The sequence below is a fragment of the Methylophaga pinxianii genome (assembly GCF_020447225.1).
In the GTDB taxonomy this organism is placed as follows: Bacteria; Pseudomonadota; Gammaproteobacteria; order Nitrosococcales; family Methylophagaceae; genus Methylophaga; species Methylophaga pinxianii.
Window position 1 is genome coordinate 25,807 of the sequence record NZ_JAJAEO010000171.1, and the last position, 23,592, is coordinate 49,398.

The 23,592-nt window shown below is 45.7% G+C and carries 24 protein-coding genes and 2 tRNA genes; 10 read left to right on the top strand and 16 right to left on the bottom strand.

What is annotated here, in order from left to right:
- Positions 1-4: 4 nt before the first annotated feature.
- The 5 genes from LGT40_RS08470 (at position 5) to LGT40_RS08490 (ending at position 4,800) form a co-directional block, all read left to right on the top strand.
- Positions 5-1,336 (top strand): TolC family outer membrane protein, encoded by a 1,332-nt coding sequence (locus LGT40_RS08470; protein WP_226070299.1) that lies wholly within the window; start codon positions 5-7, stop codon positions 1,334-1,336.
- Positions 1,337-1,724: 388 nt separating this feature from the next.
- Positions 1,725-2,408, top strand: coding sequence for a MotA/TolQ/ExbB proton channel family protein (locus LGT40_RS08475; RefSeq protein ID WP_226070301.1), 684 nt, complete (start codon positions 1,725-1,727; stop codon positions 2,406-2,408).
- Positions 2,409-2,462: 54 nt separating this feature from the next.
- Positions 2,463-2,873: an ExbD/TolR family protein gene (locus tag LGT40_RS08480; protein WP_226070303.1), complete on the top strand. Its 411-nt coding sequence runs from the start codon at positions 2,463-2,465 to the stop codon at positions 2,871-2,873.
- A 39-nt stretch (positions 2,874-2,912) separates the two neighbouring features.
- Positions 2,913-3,911: an energy transducer TonB gene (locus LGT40_RS08485; protein WP_226070304.1), complete on the top strand. Its 999-nt coding sequence runs from the start codon at positions 2,913-2,915 to the stop codon at positions 3,909-3,911.
- Between the two features lie 169 nt (positions 3,912-4,080).
- On the top strand, positions 4,081-4,800 hold the full coding sequence (locus LGT40_RS08490; protein ID WP_226070306.1) for a DUF2726 domain-containing protein: 720 nt from the start codon (positions 4,081-4,083) through the stop codon (positions 4,798-4,800).
- Between the two features lie 202 nt (positions 4,801-5,002).
- Here the strand turns inward: LGT40_RS08490 and LGT40_RS08495 are convergent.
- From LGT40_RS08495 to LGT40_RS08530, 8 genes are all read right to left on the bottom strand, one after another.
- Positions 5,003-5,079: transfer RNA gene (locus LGT40_RS08495), tRNA-Arg, on the bottom strand.
- A 62-nt stretch (positions 5,080-5,141) separates the two neighbouring features.
- Positions 5,142-5,231 (bottom strand) — tRNA-Ser (locus LGT40_RS08500).
- A 54-nt stretch (positions 5,232-5,285) separates the two neighbouring features.
- Positions 5,286-5,471 carry a carbon storage regulator CsrA gene (csrA, locus tag LGT40_RS08505; RefSeq protein WP_014706856.1) on the bottom strand — a complete coding sequence of 62 codons (186 nt, stop codon included), beginning with the start codon at positions 5,469-5,471 and terminating at the stop codon, positions 5,286-5,288.
- Positions 5,472-5,698: 227 nt separating this feature from the next.
- Positions 5,699-6,919 (bottom strand): aspartate kinase, encoded by a 1,221-nt coding sequence (locus LGT40_RS08510; protein ID WP_226070307.1) that lies wholly within the window; start codon positions 6,917-6,919, stop codon positions 5,699-5,701.
- A 3-nt stretch (positions 6,920-6,922) separates the two neighbouring features.
- The gene (gene alaS, locus LGT40_RS08515; RefSeq protein WP_226070309.1) at positions 6,923-9,526 is read right to left on the bottom strand and encodes an alanine--tRNA ligase; all 2,604 of its coding nucleotides are present in this window, start codon (positions 9,524-9,526) and stop codon (positions 6,923-6,925) included.
- Entirely contained in the window at positions 9,526-9,966 is a 441-nt protein-coding gene (gene recX, locus LGT40_RS08520) for a recombination regulator RecX (RefSeq protein WP_226070311.1), read from the bottom strand. Before recX ends, alaS begins: the two co-directional genes overlap by 1 nt.
- The gene (gene recA / locus LGT40_RS08525) at positions 9,963-11,003 is read right to left on the bottom strand and encodes a recombinase RecA (protein WP_226070313.1); all 1,041 of its coding nucleotides are present in this window, start codon (positions 11,001-11,003) and stop codon (positions 9,963-9,965) included. Before recA ends, recX begins: the two co-directional genes overlap by 4 nt.
- Positions 11,004-11,123: 120 nt before the next feature.
- Positions 11,124-11,636, bottom strand: coding sequence for a CinA family protein (locus LGT40_RS08530; RefSeq protein ID WP_226070315.1), 513 nt, complete (start codon positions 11,634-11,636; stop codon positions 11,124-11,126).
- Positions 11,637-11,652: 16 nt separating this feature from the next.
- Here LGT40_RS08530 and mutS point away from each other — a divergent pair, with 16 nt between their 5' ends.
- The gene (gene mutS, locus LGT40_RS08535; RefSeq protein ID WP_226070316.1) at positions 11,653-14,202 is read left to right on the top strand and encodes a DNA mismatch repair protein MutS; all 2,550 of its coding nucleotides are present in this window, start codon (positions 11,653-11,655) and stop codon (positions 14,200-14,202) included.
- A gap of 14 nt (positions 14,203-14,216) precedes the next feature.
- On the opposite strand, the gene LGT40_RS08540 is transcribed toward mutS, so the two are convergent.
- The 3 genes from LGT40_RS08540 to LGT40_RS08550 are packed head-to-tail and all read right to left on the bottom strand — an operon-like array spanning position 14,217 to position 15,337.
- On the bottom strand, positions 14,217-14,492 hold the full coding sequence (locus tag LGT40_RS08540) for a YcgL domain-containing protein (RefSeq protein ID WP_226070318.1): 276 nt from the start codon (positions 14,490-14,492) through the stop codon (positions 14,217-14,219).
- Positions 14,493-14,499: 7 nt separating this feature from the next.
- Positions 14,500-14,889, bottom strand: a complete 390-nt coding sequence (locus LGT40_RS08545; RefSeq protein WP_226070320.1) for a VOC family protein — start codon at positions 14,887-14,889, stop codon at positions 14,500-14,502.
- A 28-nt stretch (positions 14,890-14,917) separates the two neighbouring features.
- Positions 14,918-15,337 (bottom strand): OsmC family protein, encoded by a 420-nt coding sequence (locus LGT40_RS08550; RefSeq protein ID WP_226070322.1) that lies wholly within the window; start codon positions 15,335-15,337, stop codon positions 14,918-14,920.
- A 105-nt stretch (positions 15,338-15,442) separates the two neighbouring features.
- Between LGT40_RS08550 and crp the strand changes: the two genes are divergently transcribed.
- Positions 15,443-16,132, top strand: coding sequence for a cAMP-activated global transcriptional regulator CRP (gene crp, locus LGT40_RS08555; RefSeq protein WP_226070323.1), 690 nt, complete (start codon positions 15,443-15,445; stop codon positions 16,130-16,132).
- On the opposite strand, the gene trpC is transcribed toward crp, so the two are convergent.
- From trpC to rpe, 5 genes are all read right to left on the bottom strand, one after another.
- Complete coding sequence (gene trpC / locus LGT40_RS08560; RefSeq protein ID WP_226070324.1) at positions 16,112-16,909, bottom strand: indole-3-glycerol phosphate synthase TrpC; 798 nt, start codon at positions 16,907-16,909, stop codon at positions 16,112-16,114. The genes crp and trpC overlap by 21 nt on opposite strands.
- A gap of 10 nt (positions 16,910-16,919) precedes the next feature.
- Complete coding sequence (gene trpD, locus LGT40_RS08565) at positions 16,920-17,948, bottom strand: anthranilate phosphoribosyltransferase (RefSeq protein ID WP_226070325.1); 1,029 nt, start codon at positions 17,946-17,948, stop codon at positions 16,920-16,922.
- Positions 17,941-18,528: an aminodeoxychorismate/anthranilate synthase component II gene (locus LGT40_RS08570; RefSeq protein WP_226070326.1), complete on the bottom strand. Its 588-nt coding sequence runs from the start codon at positions 18,526-18,528 to the stop codon at positions 17,941-17,943. The genes trpD and LGT40_RS08570 overlap by 8 nt, the downstream gene beginning before the upstream one ends.
- 15 nt (positions 18,529-18,543) lie before the next feature.
- The gene (gene trpE, locus LGT40_RS08575; protein ID WP_226070327.1) at positions 18,544-20,037 is read right to left on the bottom strand and encodes an anthranilate synthase component I; all 1,494 of its coding nucleotides are present in this window, start codon (positions 20,035-20,037) and stop codon (positions 18,544-18,546) included.
- A gap of 285 nt (positions 20,038-20,322) precedes the next feature.
- A complete protein-coding gene (rpe, locus tag LGT40_RS08580) occupies positions 20,323-21,015 on the bottom strand; it encodes a ribulose-phosphate 3-epimerase (RefSeq protein ID WP_226070328.1) in 693 nt (230 codons plus the stop codon).
- Positions 21,016-21,158: 143 nt separating this feature from the next.
- On the opposite strand from rpe, the gene LGT40_RS08585 reads away from it, so the two are divergent.
- From LGT40_RS08585 to LGT40_RS08595, 3 genes are all read left to right on the top strand, one after another.
- Positions 21,159-22,094 (top strand): DUF3530 family protein, encoded by a 936-nt coding sequence (locus LGT40_RS08585; RefSeq protein ID WP_226070330.1) that lies wholly within the window; start codon positions 21,159-21,161, stop codon positions 22,092-22,094.
- Entirely contained in the window at positions 22,094-22,900 is an 807-nt protein-coding gene (locus LGT40_RS08590) for a spermine/spermidine synthase domain-containing protein (protein WP_226070332.1), read from the top strand. The genes LGT40_RS08585 and LGT40_RS08590 overlap by 1 nt, the downstream gene beginning before the upstream one ends.
- Before the next feature lie 78 nt (positions 22,901-22,978).
- The gene (locus tag LGT40_RS08595) at positions 22,979-23,569 is read left to right on the top strand and encodes a L,D-transpeptidase family protein (RefSeq protein WP_226070334.1); all 591 of its coding nucleotides are present in this window, start codon (positions 22,979-22,981) and stop codon (positions 23,567-23,569) included.
- Positions 23,570-23,592 lie beyond the last annotated feature (23 nt).

Genomic DNA, 23,592 nt, shown 5'->3' on the forward strand with positions numbered 1-23,592 from the left:
ACCCATGTGGTTTTTGGTTAAACGTCTCAGTCTGTTTGTTTGCTGTCTGTTCAGCATGCCTGCAGCGCAAGCTATCAACCTGATTGAAGCGTATACCTTAGCTCGTGATAATGACCCGACATTCCAAGCCGCATTTTATGCCCATCAGGCAGGTCAGGAGTTTAAAGCGCTTGGCCGTTCCAATCTGTTACCTGTGATTACAGCAAGTTATTCGCGATATAAAAATCACGCAGATATTGAATTTGAGAATAGCCTGATCAGCCGCACCGAAGAAAGAGATTACGCCAGTCAGACGGCCTCAGTGCAGTTACGCCAACCGTTGATCAATTTTGATGGCTATGCGCGCTATAAACAGGGTGTGGCACAAACGGCGTTGAGTGATCAAGAGTTTGCCATCCGTGAGCAGGAACTGATTTTGCGTGTTTTCAATCGCTATGCGGCTGTTTTATATGCTGAAGATATGTTGGGCTTAGCCAAAACCAAAAGGGCCGCTTATGCCGCACAAAAACAGGCAAATCTGTTTATGTTTGAAAATGGCGAAGGCACCAAAACCGATATTCTGGAATCCCAGGCGAAATTTGATCTGGCAGAGGCGGATATCGTCGAAGCACAGAATATTCTGACCGATGCCCGAGCCACATTGAATAAGGTTTTAGGCCGTAAGGTTGACGAGATACAGCCATTAATTGAAGATTTTGCCACACTGCCCGTTGAGCCAATAAACCTGGAGCAATGGGAGTTTCTCGCACTTAAAAGTAACCTTGAGCTGGCGGCTCAACGACACAGCCTTGAAGTGGCCGAACAAGAGGTCAATCGCAGTAAAGCCGCTTATATGCCCCGATTGGATGCTGTGATGAGTTGGAATAATAATGTTTCTGACACTACTAACACGTATAACCAAGACGCCACAGTCAACTCAATAGGTTTGCAATTTACCTTACCAATTTATTCCGGTGGCGCGACGCCTGCCCGGGTCAGTCAATCCAAAGCAAATCTGCTTAAAGCCAAAGCCGAGTTTGATGAAAAAGCCAATGCCGTCATCATCGAACTGCAAAAACAATTCAACCTGGTTCTGGATTCTAAACTGAGATTAACGGCATTAACTACGGCGGTTAATTCAGCACAGTTGCTGGTGACTGCGACTCATAAAAGTATCAAAGGTGGCACCCGAACCAATATTGATGTGCTGAATGCTGAAAGCCAGCTTTTTGAAGCCAAAGGCGATTTGTTACTGGCCCGTTATAACTATTTGCAAAGTTATCTGAATCTTAAAAAAGTCGTAGGAACATTAGGATTTGATGATCTGCAAATAGTCGCCGCCCGATTTCAAAATTGATTAGAAAATCCAATAACGTATAACAGTGCAGTTCGGATCATATATAAAACAATAGCTTGCTAATCATGTGCGTGTAAGACTTAAACAGCAAATAAAGGATATTTTCCCTTTAACATTTAGCGTTTTTTAGCTAGAAAGGCTGATGCAAAGCGAAATTATTTTAGGTCTCGTTAAATTTTTTCAAAAATAAGTTCAAAAATAATTGTCACTTTTGCATTTTCAATTGGCATAGATAATAAGGAAACAGATAAACCTGCCAATTATGGAGGTAATGTCCGCTGATAAATATTCTAAAAGTTTGGTGTTCTGAGACGGATTAATCCGTAAATCATCAAGCTTTAAACCTTACGACCTTGTTTTTACATTCACAACAAAGGAAAGCGTTTTTATGGATTCAGTGCCAGATATAGTTGATGCGGTACTTATTTTTCTCGCATTTTTATCGGTCCTGATCTGGGCTGTAGCTATCACCAAATTTGTTGTTTTCTATCGTAATACCGGTCATGACCGACATTTTTTAAGGCAGTTTTCGCAGATAAAACATATTGATGAATTGCCGGCGGTTGTCTCATCTACCAAAGGCCGTTTATCACGCGTGTGTCAGGCTGGATTAGCTGAATTTTCGTCATTGCAAGAAATGAACACGGTGTTTTTGCCAGAAGACAGACAGCAAATATTGCTGCATGCCCTTCGCCAGCAAGCACATATCGAACAAACTCGGATGGAAAATGGCTTATCCATACTGGCCAGCGTTGGTTCTACTGCACCGTTTATCGGTTTGTTTGGTACGGTGTGGGGAATCATGAATGCGCTTAAAGCCATCACAGCAACCGGCTCAGCCAGTCTGGATGTGGTGGCCGGGCCAATTGGTGAAGCGTTGATTGCCACGGCTGTCGGTATTGCTACGGCGGTGCCTGCTGTTCTGGCTTATAACTATTTCCTGCGGAAGGTACGTCTTTCAGTCGCGACGATGGATAACTTTGCTTCAGCGTTTCAGTTATTAGTGCTGAAATCCGGTGGTCAATCTGATGGAATAAGTCGAGCTAAAAATTCAGACAACGGTTTTCAATAAAAATCTAACGATCATTGTAGAAGTAACCGTCTTAACTTTGTAAGGAATTCCGTTATGGCAATGAATATGGGTAGTGATGACGCTGCCATGAGTGAAATCAATGTGACACCTTTAGTAGACGTTATGTTGGTATTGCTGACCATTTTTATCGTTACCGCGCCATTATTAACTAACGCAGTACCGGTTAATCTTCCCAAAGCGACTTCTGATCTCTCACTAACGCAGCCAAATACCATCAGTATCAGTGTGACAGATGATGGCACGGTCTATTTTACCGATGAGGCCGTTTCTCAAGAGGATCTTGATCTGCGATTACTGCAGACGGCAGAAAATGCTGACAGCACGGTTGAAATTTTTGCTGATGAAAAAGCTGAATACGGACAAGTCGCCAAAGTGATGGCTGCTATTCAGCGGGCGGGTATCACTAAATTCACGTTTGTGATGCAGCCTGAGACGATTAATTAACCATGGTCTATTGGCAAAATAAATTTGTGAATAACTGAGATGACAACCCTGGTTCCAGATTTTTCATCAACCCAGGCCATCGGCTCTGACCGAATGATTCCTGGGTTTTTGCTGGCCCTATTAATACATATTGGTTTGGTTCTGTTGTTTTTGCCAGCCATGGAATATTCGCCATCGGCAGCCCCTATGCGAATTGCTGTTCAAGTGACGCAGCTTCAAGAAGAAGTTGAACCGGTAGATGAAGAGCCCGAAATAGTTGAACCAGAGCCGATTCCAGAACCAGTTGAGCTGATAAAACCACCCGTTACGGATAAACAAATCCTTATCGCCAAAGACGCTACGCCCCCAGAGCCCGAAGAATTGGTTGTGCTTGAGCCAGTACCAGAAGAAGTGGTGGCAGAGGTCAAACCGATTGAACCACCACCCGAACCCGAACCGGTAAAACCTGAACCGAAAAAAGTCGAAAAGCCTAAACCAAAGGTTGAACCCAAGCCGGAAAAACCGAAAGTTATTGATAAGCCAAAACAGGAATTACCGATAGCCGAACCGAAAGTTGCCGAAGTGGTTGAGCCTGACAAGCCCGTCCCTGATAAACCTATAAATGAAGAGGTAGCGGAAATATCTCCGTTGCCATCGTCTACGGTTAGTTCAGAGAATGCCTTATCAACCAGCAAGACGGTCAACGCCAGCGGTGATAACCCCAACGAAGACAATAGAGGCGGAGCAGATGAAGTCGATCGTAACGAAGCCTGGAAAGGTTACGGGCAATTGCTTTACGCCATGGTTTCCAAGAATAAAAAATACCCCCAACAAGCAATTCGCCGTAATTTGGAAGGCATTGTTATGGTCAGCGTCCGGTTTGATAAAGGCGAAATGGTAGAAATAAACATCATAGGACAAGGCAGCGGCCATCAAGTCCTGGATAGAGCTGCCCGCGAGATGTTAGAAAAAGCCGTAAGAGAATTACCCGTGAAAGGCAATTTGTCGAATAAGTCGTTTACCGTCGTCGTGCCAGTGGATTTCAAGTTAACAGGGTAGTTTGAAAGCTGAACGTTCCAGGTTCCTATTTTGGCAATGGCAATACAAACTAAAGCAGCTATCAAACTAGTTATGGAGCCTGACAATGAAATAGGTTTAGTTTTAATCCGGTAATTAATATCCTTAACGACTATATTTGATAAGACACTATTCTCAAGGACGGCTTTAAATGGAATTTTTATTCATATTACTCTTATTCGTCTTCGCAATAGTCATATACAAACTCTCTGGACTTAGTGGGCTGAAATCCGATCTACCTAATCCAAAAAAGTATCCCTACTTTAAAAATACAGCTTTACTTACCCCCGCAGAAATATCCTTCCGACATAGCTTAAAAATTGTTGTCGGAAACTCTTATGATATTAATGCTAAAGTCCGTCTGGCTGATCTTATTTCAGTGCATAAAGGATTACCGAAGTCTGAATGGTCTAGAGCTTTTAATCAGATAAAAGCAAAGCATGTGGATTTTGTGCTGGTTGATAAAATAACTACAGAAATTCTATGTGGTATTGAACTGGATGACTCTTCTCACAATACCCCTAAAAGACAACAGCGTGATGGCTTTGTGGAAGCGGCGTTAAAAAGAGCCAATCTGCCGTTACTTAGGTTCAAAGCTGAGCATACATATAGTTCTAAAGAGATTGAGCAGGCAATTAATTCGATTTTAAATACAGCACCCATAACTGCATCTACAGATAGTGAAGAGATAAAAATTCGAATTGAACCAGAGTTGGATATCAGCGAAACCGATGAATCAATTACGAACAAATGTCCACAATGCAATGCTGAATTAGTTGAGCGACAAGCATTAAAAGGTCGTCATATTGGAGTTAAATTTTTAGGTTGCTCTAACTTCCCCCAATGCCGCTTTCGTAAAGTGATTGGATAAGATAACAGAAAAACAATACCTAACTCTTCACGGAATAAGCTTCTAGGAGGTATCAGAACAGCGATATGCTCTCAATCAGCTGAACATCTAATAGAGCAGTGTGAGTTGAAACCGATGACTACACTTCGGCTACTGCTCAAACGCTGAAAACAAAAAAGCAGCTACCAAATTAATGATAACTGCTTGATTGTATTTCAATTTTTGGTGCGCCTGGCACGATTCGAACGTGCGACCGCCTGGTTCGTAGCCAGGTACTCTATCCAGCTGAGCTACAGGCGCTTTAAAGCGTGAAATTGTACTGTTTTTTACTGATTATCACAAGGATAAAATCAGAAAAAAAATGGCGGAGAGCGAGGGATTCGAACCCTCGATAGGGGTTAACCTATACGCCCTTAGCAGGGGCGCGCCTTCAGCCACTCGGCCAGCTCTCCATCAAGCCGGCCATTATACCAGCTATGATGATTTTGGCTAGTCGAATTACTCAATTAACCAGCGTTTGATTGATCTTTTTCTGCTTGAATCCGATCGTAGATCTCTTCACGATGTACTGTGACATCTTTTGGTGCATCAACACCGATTCTTACTTGATTACCTTTGACACCAAGTACGTTTACAACAACATCATCACCGATGATGAGTGATTCTCCAACGCGACGTGTAAGTATTAACATTGTTATTCCCCTTGCAGTATAAATTCTGGCACCGAGGGGGATGAGGAGATGACTCCTTTCGTTAAGCTTGGCCTCGTGCCAGTTCCGTTTATTTCCTTTTGGAAGATCTTTGCCTTCCTTCCTTTATGACCGCGTTGGACAAAAAATTATCCGCGTATCAAATGTGCAAAAAGTATATCAGGATAGTTACACCTAATCGATAGGAAAAACTTCCTGATATCAATGGTTTAGTTAGCCTGTTCCAGCTTGAACGCCTTGTGTAGAGCTCTGACGCCTAATTCTAAATATTTTTCATTGACCACAACAGAGATTTTTATCTCTGAAGTGGAGATCATACTGATATTAATATTCTCTTTAGCGAGCGTTTCAAACATGGTGCTGGCAATCCCTGCATGTGAACGCATTCCAACGCCGACTAAAGAAATTTTAGCGATATGCTCATCACCGGTGACTTCACGTGCACCCAATGAAACAGCGGTTTCTTTGAGCAGTTTCAACGCAGTTTGATAATCATTGCGGTGAACGGTAAAGGTGAAGTCGGTTGTGGAATCATGGCCAGTGTTTTGGATGATCATATCGACTTCAATATTCTGCTTGGCGATCGGACCCAAAATTTTATGTGCGACACCTGGTTGATCAGGCACGCCTAAAATAGTTAGTTTTGCCTCATCGCGATTAAAGGCAATACCTGAAATAAGCGCTTGTTCCATTGAGGGTTCCTCAGACGTAATTAATGTGCCGCCACCTTCGGTGAAAGATGAAAGTACGCGTAAAGGCACGTTGTATTTTCCCGCAAATTCGACCGAGCGGATTTGCAAAACTTTGGCGCCCAGACTGGCCATCTCGAGCATTTCTTCAAAAGTAATACGATCGAGTCGGCGTGCTTCCGGGACGACGCGTGGATCGGTGGTATACACCCCATCCACATCGGTATAAATCTGACATTCATCCGCTTTCAATGCGGCAGCCAAGGCGACTGCAGTCGTATCAGAACCACCACGGCCGAGCGTGGTGATATTGCCTTGCTCATCACAACCCTGAAATCCGGCGACAACAACGACTTTGCCTTCGGCCAGATCCTGACGCATTTTTTCGTCATCGATCTGCATGATGCGCGCTTTATTATGTGCATCGTCAGTCAGGATTTTGACTTGAGAGCCGGTATAGGACTGAGCGGGCATGCCCATTTGTTGCAATGTCATGCTGAGCAGGGCGATAGTCACCTGTTCACCGGTTGACAATAAAACATCCAGCTCACGGCCGCGTGGATCGGGATTAATTTCCTTTGCCAATGCCAGTAAACGATTGGTTTCACCGCTCATCGCCGAAACAACCACGACGATATCGTGGCCGTCGTTGCGATATTGGATAACTTTCTTAGCGACTTCCTGAATTCGTTCAACAGAACCGACTGAAGTGCCGCCGTATTTTTGTACGATAAGTGCCATGACTTAATTTTCCAGCTTAGATGCCACCCAAGTGGTGACGGAGTCGAGTGCAGCAGTTAAGTTTTGTGGTTCGGAGCCACCACCTTGAGCCATATCAGGTCGGCCGCCACCTTTGCCGCCAACTTGCGCCGCGACATGAGAGACCAGATCGCCGGCACGGATTTTATCGGTCGCATCTTTGGTGACACCTGCGATCAAGGTGATTTTGTCACCTTCTACGGTCGCCAGAATAATGGCGGCACTGCCCAGTTTGTTTTTAAGTTGATCAACGGTATCCCGCAGACTTTTAACATCGGCACCTTCCAGATTGGCCGCGAGGACTTTGATTGATCCGATTTCAGTCGCTGAAGCGGCCAGATCGGAACCGGCACTGCTGGCCAGTTTGGATTTAAGTGATTCGAGTTCTTTTTCCAGTTGGCGAGTGCGTTGAACCAATTGTTGGGTTTTTTCTTCAATATTTTCCGGTTTGGCTTTGACCAGATTCGAAATGCTATTCAGGCGGTTTTCTGATTGTTCAATATATTTTAAAGCGGCTTCACCGGTGACCGCTTCAATACGACGAACGCCAGAAGCAATGCCGGTTTCATTGGTGATCTTTAATAAGCCAATATCACCGGTGCGGCCAACGTGTGTACCACCACAGAGTTCAATCGAAAACTCGCCCATGCTCAGCACGCGAACTTCGTCGTCATATTTCTCACCAAACAATGCCATGGCACCGCTTCGGCGAGCTTTTTCAATCGGCATCAAGCGTGTTTCAACAGTGTGGTTTACCCGGATTTGCTGATTGACTAAACGTTCAATCTCACGCAGTTGCTCTGCCGAAACCGGTTCAAAATGCGAGAAGTCGAAGCGTAAGCGTTGTGAATCAACTAAAGAGCCTTTTTGCGTGACATGTTCACCGAGAATTTTACGCAAAGCAGCATGTAATAAATGTGTTGCCGAGTGATTCAGTGCTGTTGCCTGACGGTTATATTCGTCGACATGTGCGATAACGTGTTGGCCGACTTCAAAGGTGCCGTCTTTACATTCACCGATATGGGTGAAGGCTTTGCCTTGTTTACGCGTATCTTTGACGATGAAGTGAGCACCCGCGGTGTTGATTTCGCCTTGATCACCGACCTGACCGCCTGATTCTGCATAAAACGGTGTGTGATCCAGAACGATAATACCTTGCTGACCGGCATGAAGCTTATCAACATTTTCGCCATCAACGAGCAGGGCGGTAATAACCCCTTCATTGCGCACATGGTCGTACCCACAAAACACGGTTTCGCCATCAATAATCAGGGTTTCCGATAACCCGCCACCGAATTGGCTGGCGCTGCGCGCACGATTACGTTGCGCTTCCATATGACGTTCAAAACCCGCCACATCAATGGTCAAACCACGTTCGCGGGCAATGTCAGCGGTTAAATCAATTGGGAAACCATAGGTGTCATACAACAGGAATATGGTTTCGCCGGGAATTTCTTTATCCGCCATTTGATCAATGGCGTGATCCAGAATTTTCAGACCGTTGTCTAATGTATCGGCAAAACGTTCTTCTTCAATCTGCAGTGCCTGTTCAACGATGGCTTGTGCTTTGGCAAGTTCGGGGAAAGCTTCGCCCATTTCGTCAACTAATGGCTGAACCAGTTTATAGAAGAAAGCCTCTTTTAAACCCAGTTTATGTCCATGACGAATGGCTCGGCGAATAATACGACGTAATACATAACCGCGACCTTCATTAGAAGGTTGAACGCCATCGGTGATCATAAAGGCACAGGAGCGGATATGGTCAGCGATAACGCGTAGCGAAGTATTACTGGAATCAGTGGTACCCGACAGTTTTTGAATGGATTTGATCAGATTCTGGAACAGATCAATATCGTAGTTATTATGTTGGTGCTGCAATACGGCAGCCAGACGTTCGAGACCCATACCGGTATCGACAGAAGGTTTTGGCAGTGGTGTTAATGTGCCGTCAGCAGAGCGATCAAACTGCATAAAGACCAGATTCCAGATCTCGATATAACGATCGCCATCTTCTTCTGGGGTACCTGGTGGGCCACCGGCGACTTCCGGGCCGTGGTCATAAAATATTTCAGAGCAGGGGCCACAAGGACCGGTATCACCCATCGACCAGAAGTTGTCTTTGGCACCAATACGCGAAAAGCGTGATGCATCAACGCCGATTTCCTTTAACCAGATATCAGCCGCTTCATCGTCTTCTTCAAAGACAGTGATCCACAATTTTTCAGCAGGCAACTGCAATGTTTCGGTCAAAAATTCCCAGGCGTATTGAATGGCTTCACGCTTGAAATAATCACCGAAACTGAAGTTACCCAGCATTTCAAAGAAAGTATGGTGACGAGCGGTGTAACCGACATTTTCCAGGTCATTATGTTTGCCGCCTGCACGGACACAACGCTGTGTGGTGGTCGCCCGAGTATATTTTCGGGTTTCCTGGCCGAGAAAGACTTCTTTAAACTGAACCATGCCGGCATTGGTAAACAACAATGTCGGATCATTGGCCGGAATTAATGGACTGCTGGCTACCACTTCGTGACCTTTGTCAGCGAAGAAGTCCAGAAATAATTTGCGTATATCAGCGCTCGTTTTCATTAGTTCAGTTTAAAACTTTCCGTTATTTGTTCATGAGTAAAGCCCCGATATTGTAAAAACCGCATCTGTTTGGCACGGTCTTTATAATCATCGGGGCTCTGCTCGCCAAAACGCTTGCATCGAACTTCAATAGCAAGCGCAAACCAATCAGTTTCTGCCTGTTGCATGGTGGAGTTGATCAGCTCATCCGCCACGCCTTTTTGTTTCATTTCCTGCCGAATGCGTAATTCACCATAGCCACGCAAGGCGCGGGACCGGATAAACGCTTCGGCAAAACGTTCATCATTTTGCAGACCGCTTTGTTGCAGCTTTTCTAAAGCGGCATGAATTTTATCTGTTTCATGACCGGCTTGTTGAAGTTTTTGCTGCAATTCAGCAGAGCTGTGTTCCCGTCTGGCTAAATAGCCAATGGCTTGTTCGGTTGCGGAACGGGATTTCACGCGTCGATTTCATCATCCACTGGGGTTTCAGCACTTGCCTTGATATTCTTTGGCAACATCACAGCACGAATTTTGGCTTCAATATCTTTGGCCATTTCCGGATGCTCTTTGAGATAGATGCGAACATTATCTTTACCCTGGCCAATGCGGTTGCCGTCATAGCTATACCACGCGCCCGATTTTTCGACGATGTTTTCATTGACACCTAAGTCGATTAACTCGCCTTCACGGGAAATACCTTCGCCGTAAAGAATATCAAATTCGACTTGTTTAAAAGGTGGGGCCACTTTGTTTTTGACCACTTTTACACGAGTTTCATTACCCAGGATTTCATCACCTTTTTTGATGGCACCGATACGACGAATATCCAGACGAACAGAGGCGTAGAATTTGAGTGCATTACCACCGGTAGTGGTTTCAGGGTTACCAAACATGACACCGATTTTCATGCGGATCTGGTTGATGAAGATAACCAGAGTATTCGAGCGTTTGATATTGGCGGTGAGTTTACGCAGCGCCTGAGACATTAAACGTGCCTGCAGACCCATGTGACTGTCGCCCATATCACCTTCAATTTCGGCTTTGGGTGTTAAGGCGGCTACAGAGTCGACAATAACGATATCGACCGCGCCGGAACGGACCAGCATGTCGGTGATTTCCAGGGCTTGTTCACCGGTGTCTGGTTGTGAGACCAGCAAGTCATCGATATTCACACCGAGTTTTTCAGCATAAAGTGGATCAAGTGCATGCTCGGCGTCTACAAAGGCTGCTGTACCCCCCATTTTTTGCATTTCTGCGATCACATGCAAGGTCAATGTGGTTTTACCAGAAGATTCCGGGCCATAAATTTCAACTACACGACCCCGTGGTAAACCACCGATGCCAAGTGCAACGTCTAAGCCGATAGAGCCGGTTGAGACCGCATCGATATCACGGTGGGCAGTTCCATCGCCCAAACGCATGACTGCGCCTTTGCCAAATTGTTTTTCGATTTGACCTAAGGCTGCGCCAAGCGCTTTCTTCTTGTTTTCATCCATTTGGTGTGCCCTTTAGCTGATATCAGAAAACTATGGATTATCACACAGATAGCCATGTCTCACCAGAGCCGATTATGCTTTCAGGCAGGCATTTCTACGATATTAATTTTGTATTTGAGGTCAGGCGTAATATTCAGTCGAGGCTAATTTTTTTACTAAGCCATCCAGAGCGATAAATACGGCCTGACGACGGATAAATTCGCGATTACCATGCAGGTGATAGGTATTGCAAAATGTGCTGTTTTCATCTGCCCAGGCAAAGCAAACAGTCCCCACCGGTTTTTCAACTGAGCCGCCATCTGGACCGGCAATGCCACTTATTGCGACAGAGATATCTGCGCCGAAATTTTGGATGGCACCGGATGCCATTTCAATAACGGTTTGCTCGCTGACCGCACCATATTTTTCGAGCGTGCTGAACTGGACATCAAGATGCTGTTGTTTGATTTGGTTACTGTAACTGACGATTCCACCTTCAAACCAACTGGAACTGCCAGCCAGGTCCGTACAACATTTCGCCAGCCAGCCACCTGTGCACGACTCGGCAGTGACTAAACGCAAGCCTTTAGATTGAAGCGCTTGTGCCAGTTGCTGGGTAAGCTGATAAAGTGTTGCGTCAGAATAATCTTGCATACGCTAAACTATATAAATGACCGAAAAAACCAATCATACGCCAATGATGCAGCAATATCTGCGTATCAAGGCCGAGCATCCTGAATTGTTATTGTTTTATCGAATGGGCGACTTTTATGAGTTGTTTTTCGATGATGCCCACAAGGCTGCCGAGCTACTGGATATTACCCTGACAGCTCGGGGTAATAGCAATGGTGCGCCGATTCCGATGGCTGGCGTGCCTTATCATGCGGCTGAAGGTTATCTGGCTCGATTGCTCAAAGGTGGCGTTGCCGTTGCGATTTGTGAGCAGATTGGTGATCCGGCAACCAGCAAGGGTCCAGTAGAACGGAAAGTGGTGCGGGTGTTAACCCCCGGCACTTTAACCGATGAAGCCTTGCTCGATAGTAAACAGGAAAATCTGTTGGTTGCTATTGCTCGGCAAAAAGACCAATACGGCTTAGCAGTAGCGGAAATCAGTAGTGGACGTTTTGATGTATGTCAGCATGAATCATTAACTGATCTCATGGCCGATTTAGCCAGACTGCAACCAGCCGAAATTCTGATCGATGATAGTCATGGCGATACCTTTAGCAGCTATAGCAAGCGACTGCGATTTGTACCCGAATGGCATTTTGGTCTGGATGCCGCAAGACGCAGATTATGCGAACACTTTGGTACCACTGATCTGAAAGGGTTTGGCTGTGATGAACTGCCTTTAGCTGTGATGGCGGCCGGGTGTTTATTAAATTATGCCCAACAAACCCACCGCACCGCGCTGCCTCAATTACGCAAAATCAGTGTGGAAACACCTGCCGATAGTATCCGCATTGATCCGCAATCCCGTCGCAATCTGGAATTGGAGCAAAACCTGTCAGGTGGGCGTGAAAATACCTTGTTGTCGGTGATTGATAATACCGTTACGCCAATGGGAACGAGGTTGCTGCGTCGCTGGTTGTTACAACCAAAACGTGATTTGTCTATTTTGCAGCAACGTCAGGCAGCGATTGGTGATCTTATTGAGCAGGATGCTGTTGCCTCACTTCAGCCATTATTAAAACCACTCGGGGACATTGAACGCATTGTGACGCGTTTGGCGCTTGGCAGTGCCAGACCGCGTGATTTTGTGCAATTGCGGCGTATGTTAACGGCGCTGCCGGATCTGCATCAATCGTTATCAGGCACCCAGGCCAGATTGTTAAAGCAGATTGATCGGGAGTTGGGGACCTTTCCTGAATTGCTTGAGTTATTAAACAGAGCCATTGTTGAAGAGCCGCCAGTGTTGATCCGGGACGGTGGGGTGATTGCCGAGGGCTATCATGTCGAACTGGATCGACTGCGGAATCTGCATCTGAATGCCAATGACTTTTTGCGTGAACTGGAACAGCGGGAACGGGAACGCACAGGTGTCAGTACCTTAAAAGTCGGTTATAACAAAGTACATGGTTTTTATATTGAAATCAGCCGTGCCCACAACATTCAATTACCCGCTGATTATCAGCGGCGGCAAACGCTGAAAAATGCTGAGCGTTATATCACTGCAGAGTTGAAAACGCATGAAGATCAAGTGCTCAGTGCCAGCGAAAAAGCCTTGGCATTGGAAAAATCATTGTATGAAGAACTGTTCAAACTGATTCACCCCGAACTGGCCGCATTGACCCATTGTGCTGCCGCGCTGGCTGAACTTGATGTGCTGACCAATTTGGCTGAGCGCGCTCAGACACTGAACTACGTCATGCCACAGTTAACAGTAGAAAACGGTTTATCGATTCAGGCTGGAAGACATCCGGTGGTCGAAGCGGTGCAGAAAACACATTTCTGTCCCAATAATTTGCAATTAAAAGAACAATCCATGCTGGTGATTACTGGCCCGAATATGGGCGGTAAATCGACCTATATGCGACAAACCGCGTTGATTGTTATCCTGGCTTATATGGGCAGTTACGTGCCTGCCGAGTCGGCTACTATTGGTCCGATTGATCAGGTTTTTACCCGCATTGGTGCCAGTGATGATCTGGCCTCAGGCCGTTCTACTTTTATGGTTGAAATGAATGAAGCGGCCAATATTCTCAATAACGCCACAGCACAAAGCCTGGTATTAATGGATGAAGTGGGGCGGGGCACCAGTACCTTTGATGGGCTGGCCTTGGCCTGGAGTTGTGCCGAAAAACTGGTGCGGGATATTGGGGCTTATACTTTATTTGCCACACACTATTTCGAAATGACCCAGTTGCCGGGCTTGTATGACAAAGCCTGCAATGTGCACCTTGATGCGATTGAGCATGGCGACAAAATTGTCTTTTTGCATCAACTAAAACCAGGCGCAGCCAATCAGAGTTATGGCTTACAGGTCGCTCAATTGGCTGGTGTACCAAATGATGTGATTCAGGCAGCCAAACACAAATTGGCCACCTTGGAATCTCAACGCACTGTGGGGTCAGAGAACCAGGAGCAACAACCGCAACAGGATTTATTTGCTCAACCGGATAATACTGTTTTGCTGAATAAGATCGAGCAAATCAATCCTGATGAATTAACGCCCAAAGCCGCTTTGGAATTGCTTTACGAGCTTAAAAAGCTGGTTTGAGTTCATATTTTTGATCAGTGCAGTTGACCCGTGCGTTCACGATGCAGTAACAGATCATTGGTGGGCGGCATTTGCACATGGAAGCCCTGGGTTTCCAGATTATGAATAACTTTTTTGACGTCTTCGCGAGCCAGCTTGCGTTCCGGACTCAGCTCAAGCTCCATCACAAATATCGGTTCATCCCCCATTGAGCTGTATAGGCTTGGCGGGACTTCAGAAAAGTCATCTTTCTTGCTGAGATAAAGATACAATTCTTCTTTCTTACGGCTTTTATAAATATAGGTTTTCATACTCACTCTACGAAATCGGTGGGTGATAAATGATCTGTACGACCGTGCCGGCCGGATCGTAACAATAAAAACTGCGTGCGCCATCGCGATGAGTACGAGGTGGCTGACGTATGGGCACCGTATGATGATCCAGAAAGGCATACCATTCGTCCACCTGTTCCAGTGTCGGAATAATAAAGCCAATATGATCTAACGGTTGTACCGGTGCCTTATTGATATTCTCGCCACGATGCAAGGCAAGGTTGTCATTGCCGGAAGTCAGATAGACATTATCCGCATCGGGTCGCCATTCCACTTCCATGCCCAATAAATCGACATAAAACTGTTCACAGGCTTCGAGATTTTCGACAGTTAATGCCACATGACGCAAACCGCCTGTTCGTGTTGGTCGCTGCATGGTTGTGCTCCGGTTTATTGAAATTCGATTAGGCCTGTTCAATCACTTCATAGTCGTGAGTGATTTCAGCTGTTTTTGCCAGCATGATGGATGCCGAACAGTATTTTTCAGTTGAGAGTTTTACGGCACGGTCAACAAAGTTTGCTTTAAGATTGCGGCCGGTAACAGTGTAATGCACATGGATTTTAGTAAAGACTTTGGGCGCTTCTTCACTGCGTTCTGCGGAAACCTCGACTACGCAATCTGTTACATCCTGACGCGATTTTTTTAAAATATCGATGACATCAAATGAAGTACATCCTCCCAAGCCGAGTAACAGGAGCTCCATAGGTCGCATGCCAGTGCCGTGTCCACCCGATTCTTCCGGGCCATCCATGACTATGGTATGGCCAGTTCCGGATTCACCAACAAATAAAACGTCCTCTACCCACTTTACTCTTGCTTTCATTTAACTCATCCTGCATAAATTACGTATAACAACGTTTAATTTTGCCATAATCATCGGAATTGGGCAGAATTAATCCTTATAAAAATAAAGCTGAGCCTTTAAGACATGGATTATTTAAAACATAAAGAGAGAGAAGAGCAGTTGGCAGAATTTTTCAAACACTGCCACAGTAAAGTCTATCCTGCCAAAACAATGTTGGCCCGACCGGGTGATATTCCTGACAAGCTTTACTATATTCGCGAAGGCTCAATCAGTATTTGTGTTGAAAATGAAGAGGGCGAAGAGTTGATTGTCGCCTATCTTAATCAAGGTGATTTTATCGGTGAAGTCGGCTATTTCCACGATAATATCAATGACCGAATGTCGGTGGTGAAAGCCAGAACTGATTGCCGCACAGAAGAAATCAGTTACCAGACATTGAAAGCGCTTTCCAAAACGGAATTAAAAGGCTGTTATCCTTATTTGCTGGAAACATTGGGCGAACAGATGTCAAAACGTCTGCTGACCACCACACGCAAAGCCACCAATATGGCGTTCATGGATGTATCGGGTCGAGTCGAAGAAGCATTGAAAGACCTGGCCTCACAGCCTGATGCAATGCGTCACGAACAAGGCCGACAAATTAAAATCACCCGTCAGGAAGTCAGCCGTATTGTCGGTTGTTCGCGAGAAATGGTGGGCCGGGTACTGAAAGAATTACAGGAACGCGGCGTGTTATGGGCACATGGTAAGACCATGGTGCTTTTTGATGATGACCATCGTGGCGTGAACGCCTCAATTAAAAAGGTCGGCTAACGCCTCGCCTGGTTCGTCAGCGCGCATAAAGGCTTCACCGACGAGGAATCCATTTACGCCGTGTTCACGCATCAAAGCGACATCTTCTTTACCAAGGATACCGCTTTCCGTGATCACAATCGTTTCATCGGGGATGAAATTCAGTAATTTGATGGTGGTTTCCAGTGATGTTTCAAAAGTATGTAAGTCACGATTATTAATGCCCATCAGTGGCAGATTAAGCACCATCGCACGATGTAATTCTTCTTCGTTATGCACTTCTACCAATACATCCATATCAAGCTGTATGGCTAACTGGCTTAACTGTTCCAGTTGCTCATCATCCAATGCCGCGACAATCAGTAAAATACAATCCGCCCCAATCGCTCTGGCTTCAAAAACCTGGTAGGGATCAATAATAAAATCTTTACGAATAACCGGTAACTGACAAGCGGTACGTGCTTGTTTGAGATAATCTTCGTGGCCCTGAAAAAAGTCCTGATCGGTCAGGACGGATAAGCAGGCTGCGCCACCATTTTCATAAGATACCGCAATTTCAGCAGGGCGAAAGTCGGCTCGCAGGACACCTTTACTGGGCGATGCTTTTTTCACTTCAGCAATGACCGCACTTTGTCCGGCGGCCAGCTTACGTTCAATAGCTTCGACAAAACCGCGAACCGGTTCGGCATTTTCAGCCAGTTGTTGTAACAGGTTAATTGGCAGACGTTTGCTGCGCTCGGCAATTTCCTGTTGTTTACGTTGCAGAATTTTTTTCAGAATATCGGGTGTATCAGTCATAAATGATCTTTTAAAGTTGGCTGCACGTGATCAGTGCATCGAGTTTCTGTTGGGCAATACCACTATCAATAAAATGTTTTGCCTGTCGAACGCCTTCTGCAAGGCTATCAGCCAGATCGGCTGTATAAATGGCAGCACCCGCATTAAGAACCACAATATCGCGTGCCGGGCCGGGTTCACCAGCAAATACACGCTGAATAATCTCCAGGCTTTGCTGTGCATTGGTGACCGTTAGCTGACTGATATCAACACGTTGCATGACAAAGTCTTCGGGACGGATGGTGTAGGTCGAAATCTTATCGTCTTTAAGTTCAGCAACAAAGGTGTCAGCCCCGATACTGATTTCATCCATACCATCAGCTGCATGAACCACCATCACATGTTTACTGCCCAGTTTTTGTAATACATGAGCAATCGGTTCAACCCATTTTTTATCAAACACACCCATCACCTGATGCTTGGCTTTGGCGGGATTAGTGAGTGGGCCGAGTAGATTAAAAATGGTTCTGACGCCCATTTCGCGACGTGGGCCCACGGTATATTTCATCGTACCGTGATGACGTTGAGCAAACATAAAACCAACACCCGTAGTTTCCACACAGTGAGCCACCTGTTCTGGTGTTAATTCCAGATTCACCCCAGCGGTTTCCAGTACATCCGCACTGCCAGAGGTACTGCTGACCGAACGGTTACCATGTTTGGCCACTTTTGCTCCCGCTGCGGCGACCACAAAAGCACTGGCGGTGGAAACATTAAAACTGCTGGCACCATCACCACCGGTTCCACAGGTATCAATAATGTGATCACCACTTACATTAACCGGGGTTACCAGTTCACGCATCACCGATGCGGCTGCAGCAATTTCAGTGATGGTTTCACCTTTCATCTGCAAGCCAATCAAAAAGCCTCCAATCTGCGCATCTGTCGCTTCACCAGTCATGATCATCCGCATTGCCGCGGTCATTTCCTGTTCGGACAAATGTTGATTCTGGGTGATCAGCTTAATCGCTGCCTGCATGGTGAATGTATTTTCAGCCATGGTGTTCATCCAGGAAATTTTTCAATAACTGATGGCCTTGTTCGGTCAAAATTGATTCTGGGTGAAACTGCACGCCTTCAATCGGCAAAGTTTTGTGGCGGACGCCCATAATTTCATCAATGCTGCCATCCGGGTTTTCTGTCCAGGCAGTTACTTCAAAACAATCGGGCAGGGTTTCTTTTTTGATGACCAGTGAATGATAGCGCGTTGCCTGTAATGGGTTATTCAACCCTTTAAACACACCCAGATTATTGTGATGTACAGGTGACGTTTTGCCATGCATGATTTCGCGAGCGTGCACGACATTGCCACCAAAAGCCTGGCCGATTGCCTGATGACCCAGACAGACCCCTAAGATAGGTTTTTTGCCAGCAAAATGGTGAATAACTTCTAAGGACACACCGGCTTCATTCGGTGTGCACGGGCCGGGTGAAATCACAATCAGTTCAGGATTCAGAGTTTCTATATCATTGATCGTCAGTTTATCGTTACGCTGCACTTCAACCTCAGCACCCAGCTCAGCAAAATACTGCACCAGGTTATAGGTGAAGGAATCATAGTTATCAATCATTAACAGCATAGGGTGTCCTGTTATTTATTCAGTTGGTTTTGGCGGTTCAAGACCTGCCTCAGCCATGGCAACAGCTTTGAATATGGCGCGGGCTTTATTCATGGTCTCTTCCCATTCCATTTCTGGAACCGAATCATAGACAATGCCTGCACCTGCCTGGATGTGCAATTGTTTGTCTTTAATCACGGCAGTACGAATGGCGATGGCCGTATCCATGTTGCCAGCCCAGGAAAGATAACCAATTGCACCGGCATAAACTCCGCGTTTAACCGGTTCTAATTCATCAATAATTTCCATTGCCCGTACTTTTGGCGCGCCGCTGACGGTACCGGCCGGGAAGGTCGCACGAAGGGCATCCAATGCCGTCATGCCGGGGAGAACCTGTCCAGTCACATTGGAAACAATATGCATCACATGAGAATAGCGTTCGATGACCATTTTGTCGGTCAGATTTACCGTACCGGTCTGACTGACCCGCCCCACGTCGTTACGCCCCAAATCAATCAGCATCAAATGCTCTGCCAATTCTTTGGGATCGCTTAGCAGTTCCTGCTCCAGCGCTTTGTCTTGTTCTTCTGTCTTTCCACGACGCCGAGTGCCAGCGATGGGGCGAACAGTGACTTCATTATCCTCCATGCGTACCAGAATTTCCGGTGAGGAACCGACAATATGAAAGTCTTCCAGATTCAGGTAATACATGTACGGAGAAGGATTTAAGGTACGTAATGCTCGATACAAATCAATTTCCGCAGCATGGAACGGCACTGATAAACGCTGTGACAGAACGACCTGCATGATATCGCCGTCGTTAATGTACTGTTTTGCCTTACTGACCGCATCAATAAAGCCATCATGTGTAAAACCCGAGACAAAGTCCTGTTCTGAGACCGCATTTTGTGGCCGTTTATCATTGAACCTGGGAGTTGACTCACGTAGTTCACGAATCAGTTGATCCAGTCTTTGCTGTGCCTGGTCATAGGCATCTGGCAACGTAGGATCAGCATGTACGATCAAAAACAATCGGCCACTCAGATTATCAAATACCACTAATTCATCTGACACCATCAGCAAAACATCCGGGCAACCCAACGGATCGTTTTCCGGTGCTTCACCTAAACGGGTTTCAACATAGCGAACGGTGTCATAGCCAAAGTAACCGACCAACCCACCGTTGAATTTTGGTAGATGTTCCAGGGCTGGCACATTAAATTTGGCCTGAAACTCAGCGATCCAGGTCAGCGGATCATCATGCTGAATTTCGTTTATCAGCACATCGCGCTGATAAATTTTGATTTGATCACCGTAAACTTTAATAACCGATTCACAAGGCAGACCAATAATCGAGTAACGACCCCATTTTTCACCGCCTTGAACAGATTCAAAGAGATAGGAATAGGGTGCATCTGCCAGTTTAAGATAGGTACTTAGTGGCGTGTCCAGGTCCGCGAGTACTTCGCGATACAACGGGATGCGGTTATAGCCTTCACTGGCCAGTTGGTCGAATTGTGCCTGTTTCATTTTCGGCTTCTAAAAAAGAGTGTTTAACTCAGCAAAACTATCAATAACCGCGTCTGGATTAGCAGAGTGCGGATATCATTCCCATGGTTGTAGACCTTAGCTCACACAAACAATTTGAAAACCGGCGGCCCGTGCTGCTTTGACATTGTTGCCCGAGTCGCCAGTCATTAACGCATGTGTAGGCTCGATGTCTGATCTGTGCACCAGGCCAGATCCGACACACTGTCAATCAGTGTGCCGTTCAAATCAATTAAAGCAAGCGCTGGCTTTGTTAATGCCATTAATTTAGATTTTTGCTTGCGCCAGTTCTGCTCGCAGTGCAGCAATAACGGTTTCGTATTTATTTGGATCGCTATCCTGTGCGGCACCAAATACTGCAGAACCAGCCACAAAGGTACGGGCACCGGCTTCTGCAATTTCACGGATATTTTGTACGTTTACACCACCATCGATTTCCAGATCGATATCGTAACCGCTTTCATCAATCATTTTGCGAGCCTGACGCAATTTTTCCAGGGTATGTGGAATGAATTTCTGTCCACCAAAGCCCGGGTTAACGGACATCAATAAAATACGATCAACTTTATCTAAAACATGTTCAGCCAATGTCAGTGGCGTGGCAGGGTTGAATACCAGACCGGTTTTACAGCCTTCGGCTTTAACCAATTGCAGACTGCGGTCGATGTGCTCGGAGGCTTCAGGGTGGAAAGTAATGTAACTGGCACCCGCTTTGGCAAAATCCGGAATGATGCGATCAACTGGTTTAACCATTAAATGCACATCGATTTCAGCGGTAACGCCATGTTTGCGCAAAGCTTCACAGACCAAAGGTCCGATAGTCAGGTTAGGTACATAATGGTTATCCATTACGTCAAAATGAACGATATCAGCACCTGAGGCCAGTACATTTACCACTTCTTCGCCAAGACGGGCAAAGTCAGCGGAGAGGATAGATGGGGCAATTTTGAATTCGGCCATGTCGGATTCTCTCTAAGTTAATTAAAAATTTGCTATCAAAACCCGTTACTCTACCCCAAAAGCAGGGTTTTTTCAGCTTTTGAAATTCACTAGCGCTCATTATACTGGCGACAGTTGCTTAATAAATTTTAGTAGGGATAGCGGTGCCAATCCAAAGACGTTTGATTATTGCATTATGGGTGTTTTTCGCACCCGTTACGGCCCTGTATGCCGGGGCAGTAGAAAATGTGACGGTCGATAAACCACAAATATTACGTCAGGACTCGGTAACAAAGGGGTACGAACCACTGGCGATAGGAGAGCAAACCATTGCTGCCGCTTACTTACCTCAAACATTGGGCACCTCTCGCGGAGCTGTGCTTTTACTGCATGATTTGAATGAACATATTGATAGTGCTGCCATTGGTAGTTTAAGACGTCAATTGCCTGAGCATGGGTGGAATACACTGGCCATTAAAATTATTCGATTTAATGAAGATAGTGATGCTAAGGAACCTGCTGTAAACATTGAGGATACAACGGCTGCAGCAGAAGATGCCCAGGCTGACCCCGCTGAAACGCCACCAGCGGAAGCACCACCCCCGGTTGCAGGTGAAGAAGCCACAGCAGCTGAATCCCCTGAAACCACTGAACCGGCTGAACAGGTATACACCGCTATCACTACGCCTCAACGAATTGACGCTGCCTTACTAAAACTGCAGCAGGAAGGACACGAAAATATTGTTCTTATTGGTCAGGGCGCAGGGGGTGAACTGGCATTAAAAACCCTGAAAGCAACAGCGGTTCCGATAGCAGCGTTGATCATGATAAATACTGCTGAATTATCAGAAGGCGTCAGTATTGTTGATGTAGAGATCCCCACGCTCGAGATTGTGGGGAGTCGCCAACAAGACGCTATTAAACAGGCTATTTTGAAACGGCAGGTAGCGATCAAAACAGCACAGAAAACCAATTATCAGCTGCGGCAAATCATTGGCGCAGATCACTATTTCAGTAGCGTGCCTTTGCAGATACAACTCACCAATCAGGTTCATGGCTGGTTATACAAACAATTATTTGATCAAGAGGAACCCCGTTAATGCGCTTGTATTATGGTGGGGCAGTGATTTATCAGGCAGCATCTGACGAAGGTATTATCGAAGTCGTTGATATTGGTGATAAACGCAATTTGCATTTTGGTACTTATCCCAGGCAAAGCAGTATGTGTCTGGAATCACCGCATTCACTTGAACTGAGTTATACCCGCGCCATGATGGCGGGCTTATTGTTTCACCCCAAACCAAGAAATATTTGTGTTATTGGCTTGGGTGGTGGCTCACTGGTAAAGTTTTTGTTACATCATTTTGATGATTGTCAGATAGATGTGATTGAATACAGACAGGATGTGATTGATGTGGCAAAGCGGTATTTCAGTGTGCCACAAAATGATCCCAGATTACGTATTCACCACGGAGATGGTTATCAGTTCGTCAGCGATCAGTTTTTCAGCAATGGTGCTTTTTATGATTTGCTGCTGGTTGATGCGTACGATCATTTAGGCATGTCAGCCAGCATTGAAGGTCAGGCTTTTTTTGATGCCTGCGCTGGCATACTGAACGATGATGGTCTGATGAGTATTAATTTGTGGGGAACTGACCGACCGGGTTTCAGTCAATCAATGCAACGTATCAATCGAAGTTTTGATAACCAGACACTGGTTTTGCCCGTTGCTGATAAAGGTAATGTAATTGGGTTGGCATTAAAGCAAAAATTCAATGTGAGCCAGTTAAAAAAATACCGTCCCTTAGCCGAATCACTGAATCAACAATTTGATGTGGATCTACCACAATCCCTGCATGATCTGATAAAGCAAAATATTTCATTTTTAAATCGATTATTTCTTTAAAAATATTTATTTACAGGTGATAATTAAGGCGCTTTATGATAAACGTAATTTCAATATTCTTAGTGGATTAACTACCCTATGCTCAGGCTGCTTTTCTTAGCACTCTTATTTCACTGGCCAGCTGCCGTCGCATTGGCAGACAGCGATGTAATCGAGGTGGTGATAGTGCGCTCAGAAAATAAATTACTGGTTCGTAAAAATGATAAAACTTTACGTACTTTCAAAGTGGCATTGGGCAGCGGCGGCCGTCAACCCAAAACTCAAGAAGGTGATCGTCGAACACCGCAGGGCCATTATCGAATAAAAGATATCCGTAGCAGTGATCGCTTTTATCTGTTTATGCATCTTGATTACCCGAATATGGATGATGCGAAACAGGCGCTTAAGGATGGCAGAATCACTCGCATCCAGTATCGCAAAATTCTGGCCGCTTTTATCTACAATGAAACACCGCCGCAAAATACACCGCTGGGTGGGCAAATTGGAATTCACGGCATTGGCGAAGAGACGCCCGATAAACTGGATATTCATGAAATATCAAACTGGACTCAGGGATGCATCGCCATGCGCAACTCTGAAGTGCGTGAGCTGGCGATGTGGGTAGATGAAGGCACACCCGTGATTATTGTGGATTCACTCGAGTCCTTCAAAGCCGCTGCTAATCCATAGTGAAACTGTATTTGGACCACTTT

What these genes read in the sequence shown, in the direction of transcription:
- LGT40_RS08470 (WP_226070299.1), top strand. Translation starts at nt 5, where the DNA reads ATGTGGTTTTTGGTTAAACGTCTCAGTCTGTTTGTTTGCTGTCTGTTC.
- LGT40_RS08475 (WP_226070301.1), top strand. Translation starts at nt 1,725, where the DNA reads ATGGATTCAGTGCCAGATATAGTTGATGCGGTACTTATTTTTCTCGCA.
- LGT40_RS08480 (WP_226070303.1), top strand. Translation starts at nt 2,463, where the DNA reads ATGGCAATGAATATGGGTAGTGATGACGCTGCCATGAGTGAAATCAAT.
- LGT40_RS08485 (WP_226070304.1), top strand. Translation starts at nt 2,913, where the DNA reads ATGACAACCCTGGTTCCAGATTTTTCATCAACCCAGGCCATCGGCTCT.
- LGT40_RS08490 (WP_226070306.1), top strand. Translation starts at nt 4,081, where the DNA reads ATGGAATTTTTATTCATATTACTCTTATTCGTCTTCGCAATAGTCATA.
- csrA (WP_014706856.1), bottom strand. Translation starts at nt 5,471, where the DNA reads ATGTTAATACTTACACGTCGCGTTGGAGAATCACTCATCATCGGTGAT.
- LGT40_RS08510 (WP_226070307.1), bottom strand. Translation starts at nt 6,919, where the DNA reads ATGGCACTTATCGTACAAAAATACGGCGGCACTTCAGTCGGTTCTGTT.
- alaS (WP_226070309.1), bottom strand. Translation starts at nt 9,526, where the DNA reads ATGAAAACGAGCGCTGATATACGCAAATTATTTCTGGACTTCTTCGCT.
- recA (WP_226070313.1), bottom strand. Translation starts at nt 11,003, where the DNA reads ATGGATGAAAACAAGAAGAAAGCGCTTGGCGCAGCCTTAGGTCAAATC.
- LGT40_RS08530 (WP_226070315.1), bottom strand. Translation starts at nt 11,636, where the DNA reads ATGCAAGATTATTCTGACGCAACACTTTATCAGCTTACCCAGCAACTG.
- mutS (WP_226070316.1), top strand. Translation starts at nt 11,653, where the DNA reads ATGACCGAAAAAACCAATCATACGCCAATGATGCAGCAATATCTGCGT.
- LGT40_RS08540 (WP_226070318.1), bottom strand. Translation starts at nt 14,492, where the DNA reads ATGAAAACCTATATTTATAAAAGCCGTAAGAAAGAAGAATTGTATCTT.
- LGT40_RS08545 (WP_226070320.1), bottom strand. Translation starts at nt 14,889, where the DNA reads ATGCAGCGACCAACACGAACAGGCGGTTTGCGTCATGTGGCATTAACT.
- LGT40_RS08550 (WP_226070322.1), bottom strand. Translation starts at nt 15,337, where the DNA reads ATGAAAGCAAGAGTAAAGTGGGTAGAGGACGTTTTATTTGTTGGTGAA.
- crp (WP_226070323.1), top strand. Translation starts at nt 15,443, where the DNA reads ATGGATTATTTAAAACATAAAGAGAGAGAAGAGCAGTTGGCAGAATTT.
- trpC (WP_226070324.1), bottom strand. Translation starts at nt 16,909, where the DNA reads ATGACTGATACACCCGATATTCTGAAAAAAATTCTGCAACGTAAACAA.
- trpD (WP_226070325.1), bottom strand. Translation starts at nt 17,948, where the DNA reads ATGGCTGAAAATACATTCACCATGCAGGCAGCGATTAAGCTGATCACC.
- LGT40_RS08570 (WP_226070326.1), bottom strand. Translation starts at nt 18,528, where the DNA reads ATGCTGTTAATGATTGATAACTATGATTCCTTCACCTATAACCTGGTG.
- trpE (WP_226070327.1), bottom strand. Translation starts at nt 20,037, where the DNA reads ATGAAACAGGCACAATTCGACCAACTGGCCAGTGAAGGCTATAACCGC.
- rpe (WP_226070328.1), bottom strand. Translation starts at nt 21,015, where the DNA reads ATGGCCGAATTCAAAATTGCCCCATCTATCCTCTCCGCTGACTTTGCC.
- LGT40_RS08590 (WP_226070332.1), top strand. Translation starts at nt 22,094, where the DNA reads ATGCGCTTGTATTATGGTGGGGCAGTGATTTATCAGGCAGCATCTGAC.
- LGT40_RS08595 (WP_226070334.1), top strand. Translation starts at nt 22,979, where the DNA reads ATGCTCAGGCTGCTTTTCTTAGCACTCTTATTTCACTGGCCAGCTGCC.